The 19,519-nt window shown below is 36.1% G+C and carries 19 protein-coding genes and 2 pseudogenes; 6 read left to right on the forward strand and 15 right to left on the reverse strand.

Going from position 1 to position 19,519, the window contains the following annotated elements; all coding sequences use genetic code 11:
• Positions 1 to 191 precede the first annotated feature (191 nt).
• The 7 genes and pseudogenes from OVN21_RS03435 to OVN21_RS03460 form a co-directional block, all read right to left on the reverse strand.
• Positions 192 to 323, reverse strand: a pseudogene (locus OVN21_RS03435) (autolysin); the annotation flags it as partial.
• 157 nt (positions 324 to 480) lie between these two features.
• Positions 481 to 630 (reverse strand): hypothetical protein, encoded by a 150-nt coding sequence (locus OVN21_RS03440; protein ID WP_267247304.1) that lies wholly within the window; start codon positions 628 to 630, stop codon positions 481 to 483.
• An 83-nt stretch (positions 631 to 713) separates the two neighbouring features.
• Positions 714 to 800 (reverse strand): annotated as a pseudogene (locus OVN21_RS11065) (hypothetical protein); the annotation flags it as partial.
• On the reverse strand, positions 769 to 1,884 hold the full coding sequence (locus OVN21_RS03445) for an ABC transporter ATP-binding protein (protein WP_267247305.1): 1,116 nt from the start codon (positions 1,882 to 1,884) through the stop codon (positions 769 to 771). The gene OVN21_RS03445 and the pseudogene OVN21_RS11065, both read right to left, overlap by 32 nt.
• Positions 1,885 to 1,893: 9 nt before the next feature.
• Positions 1,894 to 2,940, reverse strand: coding sequence for a DUF6895 family protein (locus OVN21_RS03450; protein ID WP_267247306.1), 1,047 nt, complete (start codon positions 2,938 to 2,940; stop codon positions 1,894 to 1,896).
• Positions 2,941 to 3,133: 193 nt separating this feature from the next.
• The gene (locus OVN21_RS03455) at positions 3,134 to 5,092 is read right to left on the reverse strand and encodes a peptide ABC transporter substrate-binding protein (RefSeq protein WP_267247307.1); all 1,959 of its coding nucleotides are present in this window, start codon (positions 5,090 to 5,092) and stop codon (positions 3,134 to 3,136) included.
• A 201-nt stretch (positions 5,093 to 5,293) separates the two neighbouring features.
• Positions 5,294 to 6,916, reverse strand: a complete 1,623-nt coding sequence (locus OVN21_RS03460) for a putative polysaccharide biosynthesis protein (RefSeq protein WP_267247308.1) — start codon at positions 6,914 to 6,916, stop codon at positions 5,294 to 5,296.
• A gap of 105 nt (positions 6,917 to 7,021) precedes the next feature.
• Here OVN21_RS03460 and OVN21_RS03465 point away from each other — a divergent pair, with 105 nt between their 5' ends.
• A complete protein-coding gene (locus OVN21_RS03465) occupies positions 7,022 to 8,467 on the forward strand; it encodes a UDP-N-acetylmuramoyl-L-alanyl-D-glutamate--L-lysine ligase (RefSeq protein ID WP_267247309.1) in 1,446 nt (481 codons plus the stop codon).
• 32 nt (positions 8,468 to 8,499) lie between these two features.
• On the opposite strand, the gene OVN21_RS03470 is transcribed toward OVN21_RS03465, so the two are convergent.
• The 6 genes from OVN21_RS03470 to OVN21_RS03495 all read right to left on the reverse strand — a co-directional run bounded on the left by OVN21_RS03470 (position 8,500) and on the right by OVN21_RS03495 (position 14,602).
• The gene (locus OVN21_RS03470; RefSeq protein WP_267247310.1) at positions 8,500 to 8,700 is read right to left on the reverse strand and encodes a CsbD family protein; all 201 of its coding nucleotides are present in this window, start codon (positions 8,698 to 8,700) and stop codon (positions 8,500 to 8,502) included.
• A gap of 101 nt (positions 8,701 to 8,801) precedes the next feature.
• Positions 8,802 to 9,452, reverse strand: a complete 651-nt coding sequence (locus tag OVN21_RS03475; RefSeq protein ID WP_267247311.1) for a DUF1803 domain-containing protein — start codon at positions 9,450 to 9,452, stop codon at positions 8,802 to 8,804.
• Positions 9,436 to 9,948 carry a YiiX/YebB-like N1pC/P60 family cysteine hydrolase gene (locus OVN21_RS03480; protein WP_267247312.1) on the reverse strand — a complete coding sequence of 171 codons (513 nt, stop codon included), beginning with the start codon at positions 9,946 to 9,948 and terminating at the stop codon, positions 9,436 to 9,438. Before OVN21_RS03480 ends, OVN21_RS03475 begins: the two co-directional genes overlap by 17 nt.
• A gap of 86 nt (positions 9,949 to 10,034) precedes the next feature.
• Positions 10,035 to 10,970, reverse strand: coding sequence for a manganese-dependent inorganic pyrophosphatase (locus OVN21_RS03485; protein WP_267247313.1), 936 nt, complete (start codon positions 10,968 to 10,970; stop codon positions 10,035 to 10,037).
• Positions 10,971 to 11,425: 455 nt separating this feature from the next.
• A complete protein-coding gene (locus OVN21_RS03490; protein WP_267247314.1) occupies positions 11,426 to 12,067 on the reverse strand; it encodes a hypothetical protein in 642 nt (213 codons plus the stop codon).
• A 3-nt stretch (positions 12,068 to 12,070) separates the two neighbouring features.
• On the reverse strand, positions 12,071 to 14,602 hold the full coding sequence (locus tag OVN21_RS03495) for an SEC10/PgrA surface exclusion domain-containing protein (protein ID WP_267247315.1): 2,532 nt from the start codon (positions 14,600 to 14,602) through the stop codon (positions 12,071 to 12,073).
• Positions 14,603 to 14,754: 152 nt separating this feature from the next.
• Between OVN21_RS03495 and OVN21_RS03500 the strand changes: the two genes are divergently transcribed.
• Entirely contained in the window at positions 14,755 to 15,084 is a 330-nt protein-coding gene (locus OVN21_RS03500) for a helix-turn-helix domain-containing protein (RefSeq protein ID WP_267247316.1), read from the forward strand.
• A gap of 92 nt (positions 15,085 to 15,176) precedes the next feature.
• Here the strand turns inward: OVN21_RS03500 and OVN21_RS03505 are convergent, their stop codons facing one another.
• Together OVN21_RS03505 and OVN21_RS03510 are read right to left on the reverse strand one after the other, a co-directional pair.
• Positions 15,177 to 15,638 carry a hypothetical protein gene (locus OVN21_RS03505; protein WP_267247317.1) on the reverse strand — a complete coding sequence of 154 codons (462 nt, stop codon included), beginning with the start codon at positions 15,636 to 15,638 and terminating at the stop codon, positions 15,177 to 15,179.
• Complete coding sequence (locus tag OVN21_RS03510) at positions 15,622 to 16,251, reverse strand: hypothetical protein (protein ID WP_267247318.1); 630 nt, start codon at positions 16,249 to 16,251, stop codon at positions 15,622 to 15,624. Before OVN21_RS03510 ends, OVN21_RS03505 begins: the two co-directional genes overlap by 17 nt.
• A 421-nt stretch (positions 16,252 to 16,672) precedes the next feature.
• Here OVN21_RS03510 and OVN21_RS03515 point away from each other — a divergent pair, with 421 nt between their 5' ends.
• The 4 genes from OVN21_RS03515 (at position 16,673) to OVN21_RS03530 (ending at position 19,503) form a co-directional block, all read left to right on the forward strand.
• Positions 16,673 to 17,092 (forward strand): hypothetical protein, encoded by a 420-nt coding sequence (locus OVN21_RS03515; protein WP_267247319.1) that lies wholly within the window; start codon positions 16,673 to 16,675, stop codon positions 17,090 to 17,092.
• 13 nt (positions 17,093 to 17,105) lie between these two features.
• A complete protein-coding gene (locus OVN21_RS03520; RefSeq protein ID WP_267247320.1) occupies positions 17,106 to 17,345 on the forward strand; it encodes a hypothetical protein in 240 nt (79 codons plus the stop codon).
• Entirely contained in the window at positions 17,342 to 18,757 is a 1,416-nt protein-coding gene (locus tag OVN21_RS03525; RefSeq protein WP_267247321.1) for an FtsK/SpoIIIE domain-containing protein, read from the forward strand. The genes OVN21_RS03520 and OVN21_RS03525 overlap by 4 nt, the downstream gene beginning before the upstream one ends.
• A gap of 149 nt (positions 18,758 to 18,906) precedes the next feature.
• Positions 18,907 to 19,503 carry a replication initiation factor domain-containing protein gene (locus OVN21_RS03530; protein WP_267247322.1) on the forward strand — a complete coding sequence of 199 codons (597 nt, stop codon included), beginning with the start codon at positions 18,907 to 18,909 and terminating at the stop codon, positions 19,501 to 19,503.
• The last annotated feature ends 16 nt before the right edge of the window (positions 19,504 to 19,519 follow it).

Below are 19,519 nucleotides of genomic sequence, written 5' to 3' on the forward strand. Positions count from 1 at the left end.
AATTTACACTGTTTCACAATACGTTGAAATTTAGAGCTTTAAAGCGAGAGCAAAGTTGACTTTTTACATCGTTTTACAGACATTTACGACATTTTTGCCCCTTTTTTGCCCCTTTTAAAACAAAAAACCCGCAAGCTGTTGCCTGCGGGTCATTAAGAAGAAAAATAGAATCTCCTTTCTTTATTTAAAATTTATTTTGTAGTGATCAATCCATCAGGCTCAACTGTAAATTCTGGCTTGTCTGCCATAGATCCATCTGGTTTGAGATAGTACCAGCCGTTACCATATTTGACAAATTGATTTGATTTCATATCTCCATTCTTTTACCGTTGACAAACGATGCGCTACAATCACAACCGTCTTCTCCTTTAGTACAGAATACAGGCTACTGATAATCGCATACTCAGAATCCGCATCAAGATTAGCAGTGGCTTCATCAAATATAAGAATTTCAGCATCTTTTAAGTAGGCTCTAGCTATTTAAAGTCTTTGGCTTTGTCCCCCTGACAAGAGTCGTCCGCGTTCACCAACTTCAGCATCTAACCCCTCTTTCATGGAGCGAATCTCATCACCCAGTGATACTAAGTCTAGCACTTTCATCAATTCATCATCAGCTACTAAGCGATTCAAACCGAGACAAAGATTGTCACGAATACTGCCAGATAAGACTGCATTATTTTGTGAAACCCAAGCAATTTTACCTCTCCATTCTTTTAAGTTGAAATCATATATACTTGATTGCCCATTAGAACATCTCCTGAAAGCGCTTTATAAAACCGCTCTAACAAACGCACAATCGTTGATTTTCCTGATCCAGATGGCCCAACAAAAGCAATTTTTTGCCCCTTGAAAATTGAAAAAAGTAATATCCTTTAAGACAAGGCGATTTTCATTATATCCAAAATAGACATGGTTAAAATTTAACCCTTGTCCTGATACCGATTTTCCTCCCTCAAATTTTTCTCTAGGAACTGCAAGCAAGTCCTCCAATGCAACTGAAGACCCCTTGCTCCTAGAATAAACAGTTACAAAATTAGCTATATTACTAATAGGATTAAGTAATTGAAAGAGGTAAATCAAAAACGAAACCAAGGTTCCCACAGATATATATCCTGCGCTGACCCGATAACCTCCATAGGTTAGCATCACAGCTATAGTCGCGAAGATAAATAAGAGAGCAAACGGGGTCTCAAAAGAAGTAACCCTATCTGATTTCAGTGAATTGTTTTGTACCCTTTCAATACAATTATCCAAAACATCCTGTACACTTTTCTCTGCTTGGTTGGTCTTAATTAATTCATGTTCTTGAATCTTTTCAGTCAATTGCCCTGTTAAAAATCCGATTTCCTCCTGTAAACGACGACTATACTTTTCACTGATATTGGAAAGGGGCAAGATAATAAACATCATACAAGGAAGAGTGATGAATAAAAGTAGAGAAAGATTCCAATCAAGACTAAATAAGACTACGATGGAACCAAGTACCATAACTAAACTCAGAATAATATTTGGGAAAGTCGTAATTAAAAACTCACGAATGACACTCGTGTCATTGACAATGGCAGAAGTCAACTCCCCACTTTGGCTCTTATCAAAGAAGGATTTCTCTGCATAAATCAACCCCTCTATCACTTTTTTCCTGATTTTTGCTATCTTTTTTTCACCCGATTGACTAAACAAATAGTAACCAATAGAAGAAAACAAGGCTTGACCAATAAAAATCAAGAACGATTGAAATACTTTGGAACCTATATTTTCAATAGAACTCCCATCTATTAAACCTTTTAAGATAAGGGGAAGCAACAAAGCAAGTAGACTAGACAGAACAAGGAAGAAACTCCCCATAATCACCTTAGTATCTACTCTTAATAATTTTAGTTTCATAAACAATCCTTATAATAGTTTCATGAGACGATTTCGAAATAGTTTTACTTCTCCACCTATCCTTTCATAAATAACTAATAATTTTTCTACCGTCTTAATATTTTCATAAAAAAGATGTATCAAAATATAAACAGCGATAATTTCTTTATAAGTTTTCAATTTTTCTATCCTATAAGAATATTTTTCTGAGTCATTCTTCATTTGTTCATATAGCAAATCAATGCTTTCAACGGTTATATTTTGTAACAGTTCTAAAGCCCTATCAGGCTTTACTTCTGTCGTTTTTGATAAGAAAACCTCAGAATAGTTCGTATTATTTTTTATCAGTTTATTTAACATATTTGCTACAAGCGTCGTATGATATACCTTTGGAAAAGAATCTTCTATCTTATCTAGTAAAGGTCTATCCTCATCATATATAAAAAAACCATTGTCAACCTGAGAATTAGCTAATATAGACACTGATATTTCTAAAATATAATCAGAAATCTCAATGTTTAATATAGATATGCAGCACATTAACTCCATAATAACGTCTATATCTTTTCGTTTAATAGAAATCAGTAATGAAAGTTCCAGGATAGAAGACAACTTATTTTGATCAATATCTTCAAAAATACTTTTATCTTTTGAAGAAACAGAAGTATAAAAAATATCATGTGTTATAGCATATAAATGTTCACGACTTAACAAAATATCTAATGGAATATCTCCCAATAACAATTGATGCAGAAAGCCATTATTAAATAAATTTAAAATTTTTAATCTATATTCTCTACTATTTCTATAATCCTTTAAAGACATTAAAGCTAAATATTCTATCTTACGATAATATAGCTCATCGCTATTCATTAAATTATTTAGTGACTGATACTGACTGGTGTAAAACTTTAATAATATGTCTACAGATTTCATATCAACCCTATCTCCATATAAAGTCATTTGATGATACTCTAACAGAGATTTTTTATCTTTATAAAAATAAGGTAGACGATTGTTAATCCAATCCTCTACCTTATTTAGTGATAGGAAAAACCTATCCACCCCTGTTACCATTCTAGGGATATAATATCAAAAGCATTACCAGTCATTTCGTCCTCTAAATCCTTAAAGTATATAAAAACATGTGTAGTATCTTTATAAATACGTACTGGTCGAGTTTCCTCAATAATCACTTTAACACTCTCAGAAAATTTATTAAAGAATGATTTTATTAGCTTCTTTCTTTCGATATATTATTCTTTTATTCTTATTTCACATGTTTTGCCAGTTCTTCTTGGGCTTTTTTATTGGATTCTTCTTTTTCTTTAAACCATTTTTCTTTAGCTTTTTCATACTCAGCGGTCGTTACAGTCTTATCTTGTAACTTGAGGTACTTGTATGATTCTACACCCTTATTTCCAGCTTGTGAGAATGGAGCTGAGAATGGAACTGTCTTTCTCAAGCCAGGTGTTCCGCCACGGGAAACATTTGGAATAGTAAGGGCACTGTCTACTAACCAAGCCTGAATTTCAGCATATTTTTCATAACGTTTTGCTGGTTCTTGCTCTTTATTAGCTTCTTCCAGCATTTGAGTATAGGTATCAAGCCCAACCGCCTTAGCTTTTTCATTAACTTCACCTGGTTCTAAACCGAAGTTTTGCAACATTCCGCCACTCTTCACACTAAAGATGTCCAGATAAGTTGATGGATCTTGGTAGTCAGGTCCCCAGCCACCATTATAAAGGTCAAAGTCCTTCTGAGCTGCGGTTTGAGCTAAGTAGCCAGAATTGTCATAGTCCTCTGTTGACAACTGTTGAATATCGATAAGCACGTTCTCTGTTCCCAAAGCGGATTCAATTGATTGCTTCAAAGAACTTACCCCAAGAACCCCGCCTTTGAAAGCTTGGTCAACTGCCATATCCAAGCGTATTGGGAATTGCACACCCTTAGCTTCCAATTCTTTCTTAGCTTCTGCAAATTTAGCCTTAGCCTTGTCAGGATTGTAGTAGGAATCTTGTCCATCATCAAAGTTGATTCCTTGCCATTCTTGACCATAGTTGACCATTTTTTCAGAGACAACATCTCCAAATTCTTTTCCGTTAATGGTCACAAATGTAGGAGGTACGACGAGGTTACGAATAATCTTAGTTGCCCCATCTTCCCCTTGAGATTGTGCTCCATAGGCCGTACGGTCATAAGCAAAATTAATAGCTTGACGGAAGTTTTTATTTAGAACAGCTTCCTGAGTTGATTTCTTCTCTACATCGGTTGTCTTAGAAGTGAATTTATAGGATTGTCGATCAAGATTGAAATTCACATAGAAAGATGTAGCATCTTGCATACTATAAATGATATTGTCCTTGTTTTTCTCTTTAATCCCCTCGAAGCTTGAGCTATTTGGGTAGAGACGTGCGAAACTATATACTCCTTCTACAAAGTTACGAGCTAGGGCATCTTGGTCACTACCATCATAGTAGGTCAATTTCACATCGTCCACAAAGACGTTTTTAGCATCCCAGTAATTTGGATTTTTCTTGTATTCGATAACAGATTTTGAAACAAACGATTTCATCAAGAAAGGTCCACTGTACAAAATGCTAGAAGGATCTACCTTACCAAAATCATCCCCTTTTGATTTCAGGAAATCTGCATTTACAGGGAAGAGAATGGTTGAAGTTGTTTTAGAATTCCAATAAGGTTCTGGACGTGTCAAAGTGTACTGAACTGTTTGGTCATCAATCGCCTTAACACCGACAGTTGAAAAGTCAGTTGTTTTCCCGTTGATATAGTCATCCAAACCTGCTACAGAGTCTTGAACCAGGTACAAGGCTTCGGATTTTTTATCAGCAGCATATTTCAACCCAGTGACAAAATCTTGCGCTGTTACAGGGGCGTATTCTTCACCCTCATAGGTATACCATTTTACATCCTTACGCAATTTGTAAGTATAGGTCAAACCGTCCTGAGAAACAGTCCAATCCTCTGCCAACGATGGAACATAATTACCGTATTGGTCATTTTCCATCAATCCATCTACCAAATTAGTAACGATGTCGTTGGTTGTTGCACGGTTTTCTGCAAGATAGTTCAAACTAGATGGATCGCTCGAATAAACATAGTTATATGTTTTAGAAGAGCTAGTTGAGTTTCCACATGCGCTCAGTAAGATACCTGCGCTTAACACGACACTTGCAAGTGTCAGATACTTGGCCTTAGACTTTTTCATTTCCAGAACCTCCTGTTTTAAAGATTTTTCTTATTATACAGCATTGGTTTTATTTAGTCAAGCAATTTCTGAAGAAAAACTTAAAAAACATATTTTTCTGCTCTTGATTTTAGAAAAAGTTCTCCTTTTTTAAGAAAAACGTACTATAAAAACCCTTCTATTATAGAAAGGTTAATTCATTGCTTTTATTTATAAATCTTCTTACGATATTTTCAATCGTGTTCGTAGTCGGTCCGCTTGGGCTTGACCTATTATCTTGTCTAAAAGTCGTGTCCGTAGGCTCATCAAACTATAGAGACCTCCTCCAAGCCCTCCGATGAGAGCTAGGTAAAGGAAACTCCAGAAACGTCCATTTGGTTGGAAGACAAAACCGAGCAGCCATTGTAAGAAGCCAACTAGGATAAACATAACAAGGGTTAAGATGGTAATCAAAATGGTTCGCTTCAAGATAATCTTTCGACGAGCACCCGTTACCTGGCAGATGTCTCGGTACATCAAGACATTCGGAATAATCAAGCCGATAGTCGTTGAAAGCAAAGGACCGTAGCTGTGGAAAATAGCAATGGTTGGCAATTGCAAGACGATCTTAGCAATAGAACCATAGACAAAGTAAAGCACTGCCTTGCGGTTTCGGAACATGGCCTGAAGCATAGGAGACAAGACCATATACAAGCCTAGGATAGTAGACTGCAAAACTGCAAAGACAAATAAGCCCATGGCCAAACTATCTGGCTTACCGTAAAAGACTGTATAAAGAGGTTCCCCTACCATGACCACTCCAACCGTTGCCGGTAGTAGAAATAAGAAGAGCATGGTGAGGCTATCTTGGACTAGACGAGCCGCCGCCTGCAAGTCGCCTTTTACATAGTTCTCCGTCAAGAGCGGCAAGCCAACACTCCCAATTGAAACCCCTACAGAGATTAAAATCATAGTAATTTTATTAGGATTGGCAGAGAAATAAGAAAACATGACAACCAAGTCTTCATTGCTATAGTTGGTAAACCACTTCATACTATTGATAAAGGTCATCTGGTCCAAAATCTGGAAAAGCTGGATGGCAGACCCTGTCAGGATAAAAGGAATAGCTTCCTTAATGGTATCGACTAAGAGATGCTTGCTGTTAATCTTATCCCCTGTTTCAAGGACTCTTTTGAGTAAACCTTCTTGAGCAAAGAAGTAGATCAAGACTGCAAAACTTGCCACCATCCCCACAAAGGCCGCAAAGGTCGATTGGGTAACGGCTATGAGGTAATCTCCTGAACCGAGCTTCATAATGATAAAGGTTGCTAGAAGCATCCAGATAACACGAATTACCTGCTCAGCGATTTGGCTCATGGCATAAGGTTTGAGGTTATTCATCCCTTGGAAAAAGCCCCGGATGACACTCATAGATGGGAAAATCAAGACAGCCCAAGCCAAACTCTGCATGATGGGAATCAGGTCTTTCCCCACACCTGACAAATCTGCCAACCAGGGAGAAAAGAGATACAAGACCAAGGCAAAGAATAAGCCCAAGCCCGTCATAAAGCTTAGGAAACTCCGAATCAAGGCAAAGCTGTGCTCTTCTTCTCGCATGGTATTATACTTAGCCACTTGTTTGGCGACCGCAACTGGGATACCCGCTGTCGAAATCAGCAAGAACCAGGCGTAAATATTGTAGCCCATGGTAAAGAGACCATTTGCCTTGGCAGCATAGGTCCCCATCCAGATATACCAGGGAATAATGTAGATTGCCCCAAGGAGGCGACTAATAAAGTTACTAGCTGTTAGCCAAGCAGTCCCTCGCAACATCTGGGCTTGCTGGTGATTGTTTTCGTTAGACATAGCTTCCTCATTCAATTTTGATAACAAGGAAAAGTTCCTTATCTTCCATTATAAACTTTTCCTTGTTACTTGTAAAATTCAGACTTTCGGTTTACAATAGAAAGTATGATAAAGATTGAAACCGTATTAGATATATTAAAGAAAGATGGTCTCTTCCGCGAGATTATCGACCAAGGACACTACCACTACATCTACAGTGAAGTTGTTTTTGACAGCATCAGTTACGACAGCCGAAAAGTAAAAGAAGGCACTCTTTTTTTTGCCAAAGGCGCTGCTTTTAAAAAAGAATACCTCCTATCCGCTATAAGCCAAGGCTTAGCTTGGTATGTCGCAGAAAAGGACTACGAGGTCAGTATCCCCGTCATCGTTGTGAACGATATCAAAAAAGCCATGAGTTTGATTGCTATGGAATTTTATGGCAATCCACAAGAAAAACTCAAAATTCTCGCTTTCACAGGGACAAAAGGAAAGACAACAGCTGCTTATTTTGCATACAACATTTTATCTCAACGCTACCCAACAGCTCTCTTGTCAACTATGAACACAACTCTAGATGGCAAGACCTTCTTTAAATCTTCCTTCTCAACACCCGAAAATATCGATCTTTTCGACATGATGAATCAGGCTGTTAAGAATGGTCGAACCCATCTTGTAATGGAAGTCTCTAGCCAAGCCTATCTAGTTCATCGAGTCTATGGTCTGACCTTTGATGTAGGAGTCTTTCTTAACATCACTCCTGACCATATCGGGCCGATTGAACATCCTAGCTTTGAAGATTACTTCTACCACAAACGTCTCTTGATGAAAAATAGCCGAGTAGTTGTCATTAACAGCGACATGGATCACTTTTCTGTACTGAAAGAACAAGTGGAACATCAAGAACATGACTTCTATGGTAGCCAGTCTAGCAATCAAATCGAGAACTCCAAAGCCTTTAGCTTTTCAGCCACAGGTAAACTCGCTGGTGATTATGATATCCAACTCGTCGGCCACTTCAATCAAGAAAATGCAGTCGCTGCAGCGCTTGCCTGCCTTCGTCTAGGTGCCAGTCTTGAAGATATCAAAAAAGGAATCGCTGCAACCCGAGTTCCTGGACGTATGGAAGTTCTCACTCAGAAAAATGGAGCCAAGATCTTCATCGACTATGCTCACAATGGTGACAGTCTGAAAAAACTGATTTCTGTTGTTGAAACCCATCAAACTGGAAAAATTGCCCTGGTTCTCGGTTCGACAGGAAACAAGGGAGAAAGCCGTCGTAAGGACTTTGGCTGCCTCCTCGATCAACATCCTGAAATTCAAGTCTTTCTGACTGCTGATGACCCCAACTATGAAGATCCAATGGTAATTGCAGATGAAATCAGTAGCTATATCAGTCATCCTGTAGAAAAGATTGCCGATCGTGAAGAAGCCATCAAGGCAGCTATGGCTATCACAAATCAAGAACTTGATGCCGTGATCATTGCAGGTAAGGGAGCTGATTGCTACCAAATCGTCCAAGGCAAGAAAGAAGCCTATCCAGGAGATGCGGCCATAGCAGAACGTTATCTATAAAAAAAATCAAGGGAATGTTTCCCTTGATTTTTTTAGTCTTCTTTCTTAAATGAATTTTTAAGACCTTCAACGGCACCTTCTACAGCACCTTTAGCATCTTCAACTACTTCTTTTGCCTTAGCAACTGTCTTTTCTACAGCGCCTTCTGCTTCTGTCTTGCTATCGCCAGTAACTTTACCAAATCCTTCTTTGATAGCACCAGTTGCTTGATCCAATTTATTTTCAAGTGGCATAGCTCTGTCTCCTTTGCTTTTAATACGATAAACGTTATCGCTTACTTTCAGTTTATACTTATTCTTTAGTAAAGTCAAATAATCTGCTCAAAATGAAGCAATTAAGGTAAATAGAAAGTCAACTGTTCCTTGTCGAAATCAACAGCCAACTCATACTTCCCTTCTTCGTTTTGCACAATATAGCCTAGGACGACCAAACTATCCACAAAGATATCACGGCGTTTCTGTATCAGTTGATCTTTTTTGAAGAATTTTAACAAAAAAGTCGTCATATATTTGAGGGCATACTCAGGGTTAACATCTCCTAAAATATCATAGAGTGCCTGCTGTTTTTCTGTCAAAGAATACTGTTGTTTGACCTTGTAGAAATAATTAGACAGGGTCATTTTTTGCCTTGCAAAGTCCGTATGTTCGATTAAAATAGCTGCATTGGTTTGATTGCGCAATTCTGTCTCAAAAGTCTTCTCCAGCAAGCCTTGATAGACTGGACTGTCCTCTCTGATAAAAATCTCTTGATCAAGGACTAAATCATCCGTAGATTCTGAAAAAGGGAGATTGAGCGAATAGTGTTTATTTTCCCTTAGAATCAAGCCTGCCTTTATATACTCTCCCATAAGCTTATCAACTGATACATCTGGAAACTGGGTCTTGATTTCTCGTAGAATCACATCGTCATGCTGGTCCAGATAGCCAACCAAATCTATAAAAAATGGTTGTCGAGTCAAACGAGATGGATTAAAAATCTGAATCATGAAGATTCCTTTCTTTACATTCTAACAGAGGCGATGCTGCCAACTGACTAGGATTGGTCCCTGGCTGGTTCAGAGGTACAGCCACTCCTAGTTCTCCGTAGTATTCACTCCAGAAATCACTGATTTCCTGCCCATCATCCCCAAACTTCATAGGGGTGGTTTCAAAAATAGGTAAAATATCAGCTATGTACTGGGAACAATAAAAGCCTTCCCCATCCGGATAAAAAGAGCTATTATAAGGAGAACCTAGATGCTGACAAGCCTTCTCCTTCACCAAGTCAGATTTCAGCTCTGGATAGAAATAAAGGTCATAGAGATGAGTCGGTTCAAAAAATTCAGCTGGTTCTTGACAGATGACACCTGCTTGCCCACTAGCATGGTAGATCAAACCGTCTAAAAAGATAGCTACATGACTATAGTCACCAGTTGAAACTTGGATGGCCTGTCCCATATCTGAAAGGTCCTTCATAAAAATCAAATCGCCATTTTCTAACATCTTTCTCTCCTAGAAAAAAAGGAGTTAAAACTCCTTTCGATATAAGACAAACTAGCTTTTCCTATTTTGAACTGACACTCAGGATCTTAAGCATTAAAGCTCTCAGTCAACTGAGGCACCACTTGTTTCTTACGTGAAACAGCACCTGGAAGGAAAGCGTGGTTGTCTTTAAGTTTGAAGTTGAAGGCCGCTTCGACCTTGTCCATGTTTGATCCAAGAGCAAGGATTTCTGAGTTTGAGTTGACGATGTCTGTAATCATCAAGACAAAGTCTGAGTAGCCGTTTGCTGCATTAGCTGCTTGCATAGCTGCTTCGATTTCTGCTTGGCGTTCCAAGACTTCAGCGATATCAACTGTATTGACTTGGGCAACACGAACCTTATTTCCATTGAGTTCAAAAGTCTTAGCATCGATGTCAATCAATTCTTCAGCAGATTTGCTTGCCAAGTTTGTACCAGCTTTCAGCATTGCAAGACCATACTCTTCCAAGTTCACGTCTGCTAATTCTGCCAACTCAGGAGCAATGACTTTATCAGACGGGTGTGTTGTTGGTGATTTCAAAAGAAGGGTATCTGAAATCAAACCTGAAAGCATCAATCCTGCGATTTCTTTAGGAACTGCTACACCGTGTTCTTTGAACATGTGGTAAACAATAGAAGACGCTGATCCAACTGGTTCCAAACGCATATAAAGTGGGCTTGCAGTTTCAAAATTAGCCACACGGTGGTGATCCACAACTCCGTACACTTCCACTTCAGCGATATCTGACACTGATTGTTGGAACTCATTGTGGTCAGTCAAGATAACTTGCTCTGCACCTTCTGCTTTAGCAGATGTGATGACGCGCGGTGCTTCTGCACCAAAATAGTTCAAAACAAAAGCTGTTTCTTCATTTGGAGTACCGAGAGCCACCGCTTCTGTGTCCAATCCATAAGCTTCTTTTGCAAGGTAAGCAAAGGCTACAGATGAGCCGATGGCATCTGAGTCTGGATTTTGATGACCAAATACTAGAATCTTAGACATGATAATACCTCTTTAAATTTATTCATCTTATTGTAGCACTTTTTTCCTCTTTTGACAAAAGTAAGAGGAAGCAAAGGACTTCTCGTTAGAAAGGAACGCTGATTTAACAACGTTCCTTAACTCTATACTATGCCGGCGGCCAACAAACTAGCGTTAAAATAAGTTAAAATAAATAACCAAAAAGCGATTAAATCAAGATGTTATCACACGCTAGTTAGTATTGAAATTAAGTGAATTGACCATTGGCTGACCAAATAAATTTTAAAGTTTACTTAAATTTTATGGTTTTAAAATTTAATAATCACATTTTTTTATACATAGTTCGATACCGTATTCGGCACAATTGGTATAGTCCAATATTCATTCTCAAAAATGCTTTCAATAGGGTAGTCTTTTAAACTAATTTTGAGAATCCAAAAAATCTTCCTACATATGTAAGAAGATTTTTTATTTAATTACAGTCCATGCTTATAATTAAAGGCATGTGCTCCAATTTCTTCAATTGTGTCTGGGAAACGTTGTACCAGTCTAGCATTTAATAATTTTCTTAGACTTTCTTGTTGTGTTAATTCTCCCATCTCTAAAGCATGTCTTACATACTCTCTAACTTTCCAGTATTGTTTAGCATCTTCTATTAGTAATTTTTCAAATTTTTTAGGTCGTATAAATATTAACCTTGCAACAAAAACAAGCGCTGAAAAACTTAGCACTGTACCAATATCTGATAAACCGATTGGGACACTTAATAACCAAATGATAAAAGCTGTAAATAATGGATGTCTTTTAATGAAGTTTACTAATTTCTCAGTATTAAATTCTTTCGTTAGATGTGAAATATCTTTTTGCAATACTGAAATATTTATTACACTAGCTTTTTCAGGAAAAGGGTAGTCTTTAGCTCTTAAATGACCATCGACTTCTAAATGACATAAATTCTCACGTACAATAGGGTCAAAAAATCTAGCTTGATAAGTTTTAAACTTTGTAGTCGCTCTCTCTTCTGCTGCTGACAACGTTTTCTGAATACCTATTTTTGTTGCTGCATGCCCTAGTGTTAAGCCAGAGCTAACTTTTAGTGAGTTTGTAAATAATCCCATTCTTTATTTTCCTTGTCTTCTTTTTAATGCAATTCCTAGTCCTGATAGAATTGCTAAAATAAATAACGTTAAGTTACTTTCCTTCGTTCCAGTATTTGGTAAAGTTTTTGCTTTTTCTACTCGTGAGTAACTCATTTTTTCGTTTTCTACTGCTTTAACGGCTAGAGCTGAGTATGTTTCACATTTTTCCTTCACAACAACATTCCCTTGAGCATCCAAAGTCACTTCTTTACCAGTTGCAAGAGCTTTTTGTAATTCGTCAACATTGACTTCAGGAAGTGCTTCAGCAGTTGGAGCTACTTTAGGGACAGCGATTACTGTTCCATCAGGCAATTTGGCAACAACGTTTTCTTGAGCTTTCTCTGCAAGGTCAACGAGTGCTTCATATTCTGTTTGCAAGTCTACCAACTTAGCGTGTTCTGTACGGTATGCAGACAACAAGTTTTCAAGAGTAGACTGTGCAGTAGTGAGTTCAGTTTTAGCTGTTTCAAGTTTAGCTTCAGCTTTTGCTTTCATATCTTGAGCAGTTGCTAGTTTAGCAGGTGCGTCCAAATATGCTTGCAATTGTTCAGCCAATTTCTTAGCTTCTTTAACAAGAGCATCTTTTTCTTCAAGAAGTTTAGCGCTTTGTTTGTTCAAAGTATTTACTTTATCTTCTTGAACTTTTAGTTTAGCTGAAGCATCTGCAAGAGCTTGTGACGCAGTTGTTTGAACAGCTTTAGCTCCTTCAAGTTCTGCTTGAGCTTTTTCAAGAGCTTTTTTCTTGTCAGCTAGACTTGCTGAGAAGTTGTTAACTGCTTCAGTAGCTTTAGCTTCACGAGTTTTAGCATTTTCAAGAGCAATTTCTGCCAAACGTAGGTTGTTTTCAGCAACTTGGGCTTGCAATGGTGTAGCCATTGCGTCAGCAAGAACTTTTTCAGCTTCAGTTTTCAAGCTAAGTGCGCTTGCATAATCAGTTGAAGCTTTTGTCAAAGCTTTCTTAGCATTTTCTGATGCATTTTGAGCTTGTTCAACATTTGATTTCGCTGTTTCTACAGCTTTTTCGAGAGAGGCTGTGTTGGTTTCTTTAACTAGTTTTTCACCAGTGTAAACTCCATAAACGTTAATCAATGTGTTGTATCCACCGAATTTAGCAATTGAAATTCCTAAATCTGATGCCATATTGAATGTTGTATTGGAGTGTCCCCATTTAGATGGTGCGTCTGCGAATGCCATTGTCATGACTGCATTGTAGATTGTTTGCTTCAATTCGTACATATTTGTAACGTCTCTTAAGTTTGAAGCATTTTCTCCAAAGTAATCACCAGATAAGTGACCAGCTTCAGCGATTGTTTTATCACGTTGAACATATTTTTCAGCTTGATTTTTAGCTGATTTCATTGAACCAGTGTTTAATTCAAGTTCTTTGAGACCATATTGTTTTCTAATAGTGTTTACAACTTGTAAGTTGTAATGAGCTACTTCTAACAATTGTTCTTCAGTTAAATGTTCAGCATCAACTGCACGTTTCTTATCAGCTTCGCTGATTTTTGTTGAAGAGTTTTCGATAACTGTAGCGCCAGAGTCAGTCATGAAGTCTGAGTCGCCTTCGGCTTTATCTTTCTTGAACTGAGTCAAGTCTACGATTGTTACTGTATCAGTACCAGTATTTGTATTTGCCAATTTATCTTGAGCAGATTTTAGTTCAGCTTGAGCTGATTGCAATTTGTTTTCAACTGAGTCAGCATGTTCTGTAGCGCTTGCAAGTTTTTCTTTAGCCAATTTGACAGCATCATCTTTAGTTTTAACATCAGTTTCAGCTGATTTGATAGCTTCGTCGCGGTCTGCATCTGCTTTTGTTGCATTTTTGAACGCAGTTTTTGCGTCAGCGACTGTAGATTCTGCGTCTTTGACAGCTTTCTGAGCGTCTGTCAAATCTTTTTCAGCATTTGCAAGTCCAGTTCCGTCAAGAGCAGATTCTGCATTTGTAACGGTTTGTTCAGCTGATTTGACATTTTTAGTAGCTTGGTCAAGATTTTCTTGAGCAGTTGTCACGTCTGATTGTTCTTTTGCAAGAGCTTTTGTTTCAGCTTTGATTTGTTCATTTGTAGCTTCAGTTGCTTTTTGGTTAGCAGTTTGAGCTTCAACATTCTTAGTTTGAGCATCTTTTACTTCAGCAAGTTTTTCAGGTGTTGCTTGAGAAGCAGTTGCTTCCGCATCTTTGACAGCTTGAGTTGCTGTAGCTACTTCTTTTTCAGTTGAAGCAACAGTTTCTTCTTTTGCTTTCACATCAGCTTTAGCTGTGTCAATCTTAGCTTCATCTTCTTTCACAACAGCTTTTTGTGCGTCAAGAGCAGGTTTTACTGTAGAAGGCGCAGGAACTTCACTCTTTTCAAGTGGTTTCACTTGTGACTTAGCAACAAGAGCAGGTTCATTGACAGCAGTGTCAGTAGGTACTGAAGTCGCTTGAGCTTCTTGAGCAAATGCAGGCGCACCAACTAATACAAGCGCAATAGCTGTTGAAGTTGTGAGGGTTTTCATAGTTTTGTTTGACATAAAATCTCCAAAAATTTCCATTAACAACTATATATAGTTGTTTTTTTATTTTATTATAGCATATTCAACCAACCTTTTAAAGTCGTAAACAATCTTTTAAGAACTAAAATATGTAGTAAAAAAACTGTAATATTAAGTTTGCGAGGTATTACATGAAGCAATCACTAAGAAAATATGTAGGAAAACGAATCCGCCTTTTAAGACTGAAAAAAGGCTTTACACAAGAACAAATTGAAGAACGAGCCGACCTTGGAACAAATTATGTTTACAAACTTGAACACCTCGAAACAAATATAACAATTAATACACTTGAAAAAGTTATGACTGCTCTTGAATGTGATATTTCATCTTTCTTTGACATTACAAAAAAAGATGAAAATCCTGAGATTGTTGAATTAATTACAAATATAAAAAATTTACCTGATAATAAACAAAAAGAAATACTTTCTGCATTCCATATAATTCTAAATCAAGTTAAATAATGTTTTAATTAATTTCAAAGTGCTATAACTGATGACATAGCAACCCTATTAAACAACATAAACAACCGCTAAAAATTCTAGCGGTTGTTTTTTTACATATCTAATTTTTTCAAATCTGCGGTCATTTGTTCAGCAGATAACATAGTTTCTTCTATCTTCTCTTCTGATTCTTTAAAATATTCTTCATCAAATTTTACAAAATCAAATCCATATTTGAATAAATTTTTGTTGTTCTTTCGATATCCTGAGCGTTCATCTTGTTTTCTTTGAATCTTATCTAAACCATTAACAAATTTTGAAACTTGTTCAAGTATCATTCTTTGTTCTTCCTCTAAATAATGTTCTAATACTTGCCCCTCTTCTTGTACTACTTCCTTCAAGAAGTTCTTTTGTATAATACTTGTTCTATATTCTCTATAATTAGCATTCAAAAATAAATTTGAAGTCTGATAAACCCGAAGCCCTAGCGAATCTTCTGTTTTCTTGTTATCAAAAATAACATCTTCATACACTCGTTCCGCAAAATCAATTATTCTATTATCTAATTTTTTCAAATAATATTTTTTCAATAAAAAATTCTTTAAATAGTCTGTAAAATTTTTCTTCCACTTCGTTTTGATAAAGTCTTGAAATAACTTTAAATAAATTCTTATCAAAAATATCAAATGCAACAATACCATCAGATAAGGCTGCTCCGATTTCTTTTTTAGCTAATTCACTTAAAAACAAGACAGACTCTTTCAAAACTTCAAGCATATTCGATTTCAACTGTTGCTCTCTAATTGTTTTAAAATCAGATGAGCTAATAGATTCAAAAATAATTAAATAAAAGAGACTTGGAAGCAATTTCTTCCAGTTTTCTTCATTACCCCATAGTAATTCAGAAACACTTAAATTCATATTCTTAGCAATCATCTCTAAAACATTGTCAGACAAATGACTTCGACTATCTTTCATTAATCGACTCATTTTTTGTTTAGCTGTATCTTTGTTTCCGCCGTAATATGCAAACATATCAAATACTTCTCCAATTCTTTCGTCATGCAAAAACATATACCAATAATATTTTAGTCCTTTTTGCGACTGTTCATCTTTGAAATTTTTAATCTTAGCAGGTACTGCATCAATCGTTGCACGTTTGACAAATTCTACTGTGTTTTTAAACATTGAGTTTCCTTCTTTCTATTAAGAATACTTAGAGTATAACACAAATGGTTGTACATTATAATCAATTTTATATTTTATTTTAAAAATTTTACCATACAACTATTTTTCTTTATATATACTGGCTTTATGTTACATAATTATAATAGTTGTATGATATATCTTTGTGTTGTTGTCTGTTTTATTTCAACTAAATACAATTAGAATTTTGCTATACCGGTCTTGTAATGATGAATCACTTAATTTCATTTTATATTACATGATTAAAATAGTTGTACGGGCGCGTTTTTAAATATTTGTTTTTTGCTCAATCGACAGTCAATCTTAATCGTGATACACTTAAAATATAAATAAAGAACGTTCATATATTTACAAGAAAGATTTAACAGAAAGAACTAGCTTCAAGCTAGTAAAGGCAACAAAAATGAATAATAACTTGGTTCAAACAGGCTTATTTGGAAGCAATTCAAAACAATCAGGCGATTCAATTGTAAATGACCGTCGTACCGCTCCAATGCTTACTAATATCTCAACTTGTGTAGCTGTTAGTGTTACAGAGCTAAAACCTTTTTTCCCAATCGTTGGGTTTGAGAAAAACAGTAATGGTAAAAACACCCCTGTATTCTCAGACAAATCAATTGATTATGAAGTGTTTTTATCAATGCCCAAAGATGATGGAGCTGTTAAACTGATTAGTTTAGTTGTTCCAAGCTTAGAAATTGCGAATAAAATTCAGTTTCGACATCTTTATCAGCTAGTCAATCCAAGAGGAAATAACAAGTATAAAAGTTATGATGTTATAGAAGTTTGGGCTGAAGATGTCAAAGAAGTTAGTTTAAAGTGAAGAGGAAATAGATATGAAAGAAATTTTTAAAGAACTAGATGATTTAACAGCTTTAGACCTGCCCATTGAACTTCGAAAAATTTTAGCAACATACATAAATCCTGAAGTTCAAGGACGAGTTTCATCTTTCGGGAATTTGAGCTTGGTTTACTCAGATGGACGTTACACTGATTTTATTCGCTCATACATGTATTTTGAACTCATGCGTCGCAAAATGTTAACAGAAATGGAAGAAATTTGTAGGTATTTATGATTCGGTACAAATTAAATAAAAACACAGGTCATTTAATGCCATCCTTGCCAAGTTTAGTAACTCTACTCCAATTTTTTGGAGTTGGGTTACTATTTGGTAGTGGTATTATTCGATGGCTAGTATTTAAAGGAACAGAAATTGGTATTTTTAGAAGTGAAGCACAGCTTGGCTTTCATTTAGAAGTAATTGGAATAGCTGTCTTGCCTTTGGTTAATCTTGTTTTATTGGGTCGATTTGTTTTAAAGCTATCAAAAATTGGGTCGATATCTTTATATTATCAATTAAAATTGATAGAACGACAAACACACAAGGCATTGTTAGATTCAGCAACTGCGAATCGAAAAGTTGATAGCAAATTCATAGATGTTAGTAAAGCGCATGCGGACTTCTCGAAGTCAAACAGGCACATCACGGTTAAAATCAAAAAATTAGCTGACCAAACTACAGACGATTTAGAAAAGTTTGCGGAAATGTTATCAGCTTGTTTAGTGGGTAAAAATCGTTCTCTAATCGTTTTAGATTATTGGTTAAGTGAAGATAATACAGAGTTCATTTACTTATTAGATGATATTGTAGAAGCAAAAGCAAGACAGCTCAAACCAAAGAAGATAACAGAATTAAGACCAATCAATGATTTTGAAATAACAGTTGAAGAAGGCTTGACATTCTCATTTCTACGTTCCCCTCAGCTGTTATTAGTCGGAAATACAAATAGCTCAAAAACAACGTTTTTAAAATCAATGCTTGCACAAGTATTCATGTTCAATGAAGAGGTTGATTTAACAATCTTAGATGTTAAATCTGAGTTCAGCTCATGGGATTTTCTACCAGTTCGGGCTATTTTATCAGACAGTGAAGAGATTTTAGCATATTTTGAAGAATTGTTGGAATTAGTTATTAAACGTGAAAAAGAAATTGCGAATCTATCGGCACGTGATGATATTACTGGAGCAACTTTTATGAATTTCGGTAAAGAAATGAAAATGAAATTATGTGTTATCGAAGAGTATTCGGCTATGTTGTCAAGTATAACTGATACCAAAATGAGAAAAAGGGTTCAAGATTTGGTCTTGTCTATTGTGTCTCGCTCTAGTGGTGTCTATATTTGTATCTGTATGCAACAGCCGCGCTCAGAGTTGCTTTCAACAGCTATTAGAGATAATTTAGGTGTTCGTATCTGTCTATCAAACGGCGCTATAACGGATGAATTAGCTAGAATGGCATTTGGAGAAACTGACAATATTGATAATCATGCGCCCAGATTTTCAGGTTATATCATGACGACTGATGGACAGTTCAGCAAACCCAGAAAATTTTGGAATATCAATCTACATGAGCACGGATTGGAAAAAATTAGTACATTTAAACGAGCGTTTTTATACGGTCAACGATTAAGAAAAAATCGTAAATAAGGGGTACTAGCATTCATGGAGGTCTAGTAATGCCCCCATCCCACCTTACGGGGTCAACTACAAAACAATTAAAAAAAGGAGTTATGTTATATGATTCAATGTGATGTTGATGAAATTTCATTTGTTTTTTACCTAATTTTAACGATATGATGTCAAATTATGAAGCGTTTGCTTCAAATATTTGTTTAAAAATTGATGAATTATTGGAATTAGAAAAATACACAGTTAATTACAAGCTAAATGAAAAAGGATTTGCAGGTTACAATTATATTGTCAATTTTGATGAATTTGAAATTTTGTTATGTTTTAACACTGACAGCCCACGAATGAGAGTGCTTCTCAAATTCTCAGGTCAAGGTTTAAAACATTACATGAAACGAAGGGACGAAGATAATCAAAAAATTTCGTATCGTCAATTAGTTCAAAAATTTTTTGAATTAGAAAATTATTTTAGCGGTAGTTGTAGAGTTTCAAAAATTGATTTTGCGATTGATTTTATAGATGAAGGCTTGAAAGTGAATCAGATTCATCAAGAATTAAACAAGTCAACAATAAAATCAAAATACGTTGACAGTTTTACAAATACAATCAAATTGAGAAAAAATCAGTCAAATATCAGTACGATTAATACAAACAACAGAGTAGAAACAATCTATGTTGGTAGCAAAGCAAACAAAGGAAACTCTCTACTACTACGAATTTATGATAAAAACTGGAACAGGAGAAAAGAAAAGTATCTATTATGACGAAGCCCTGAAATGT

The organism is Streptococcus sp. Marseille-Q5986 (assembly GCF_946902915.1).
Taxonomy (GTDB): Bacteria; Bacillota; Bacilli; order Lactobacillales; family Streptococcaceae; genus Streptococcus.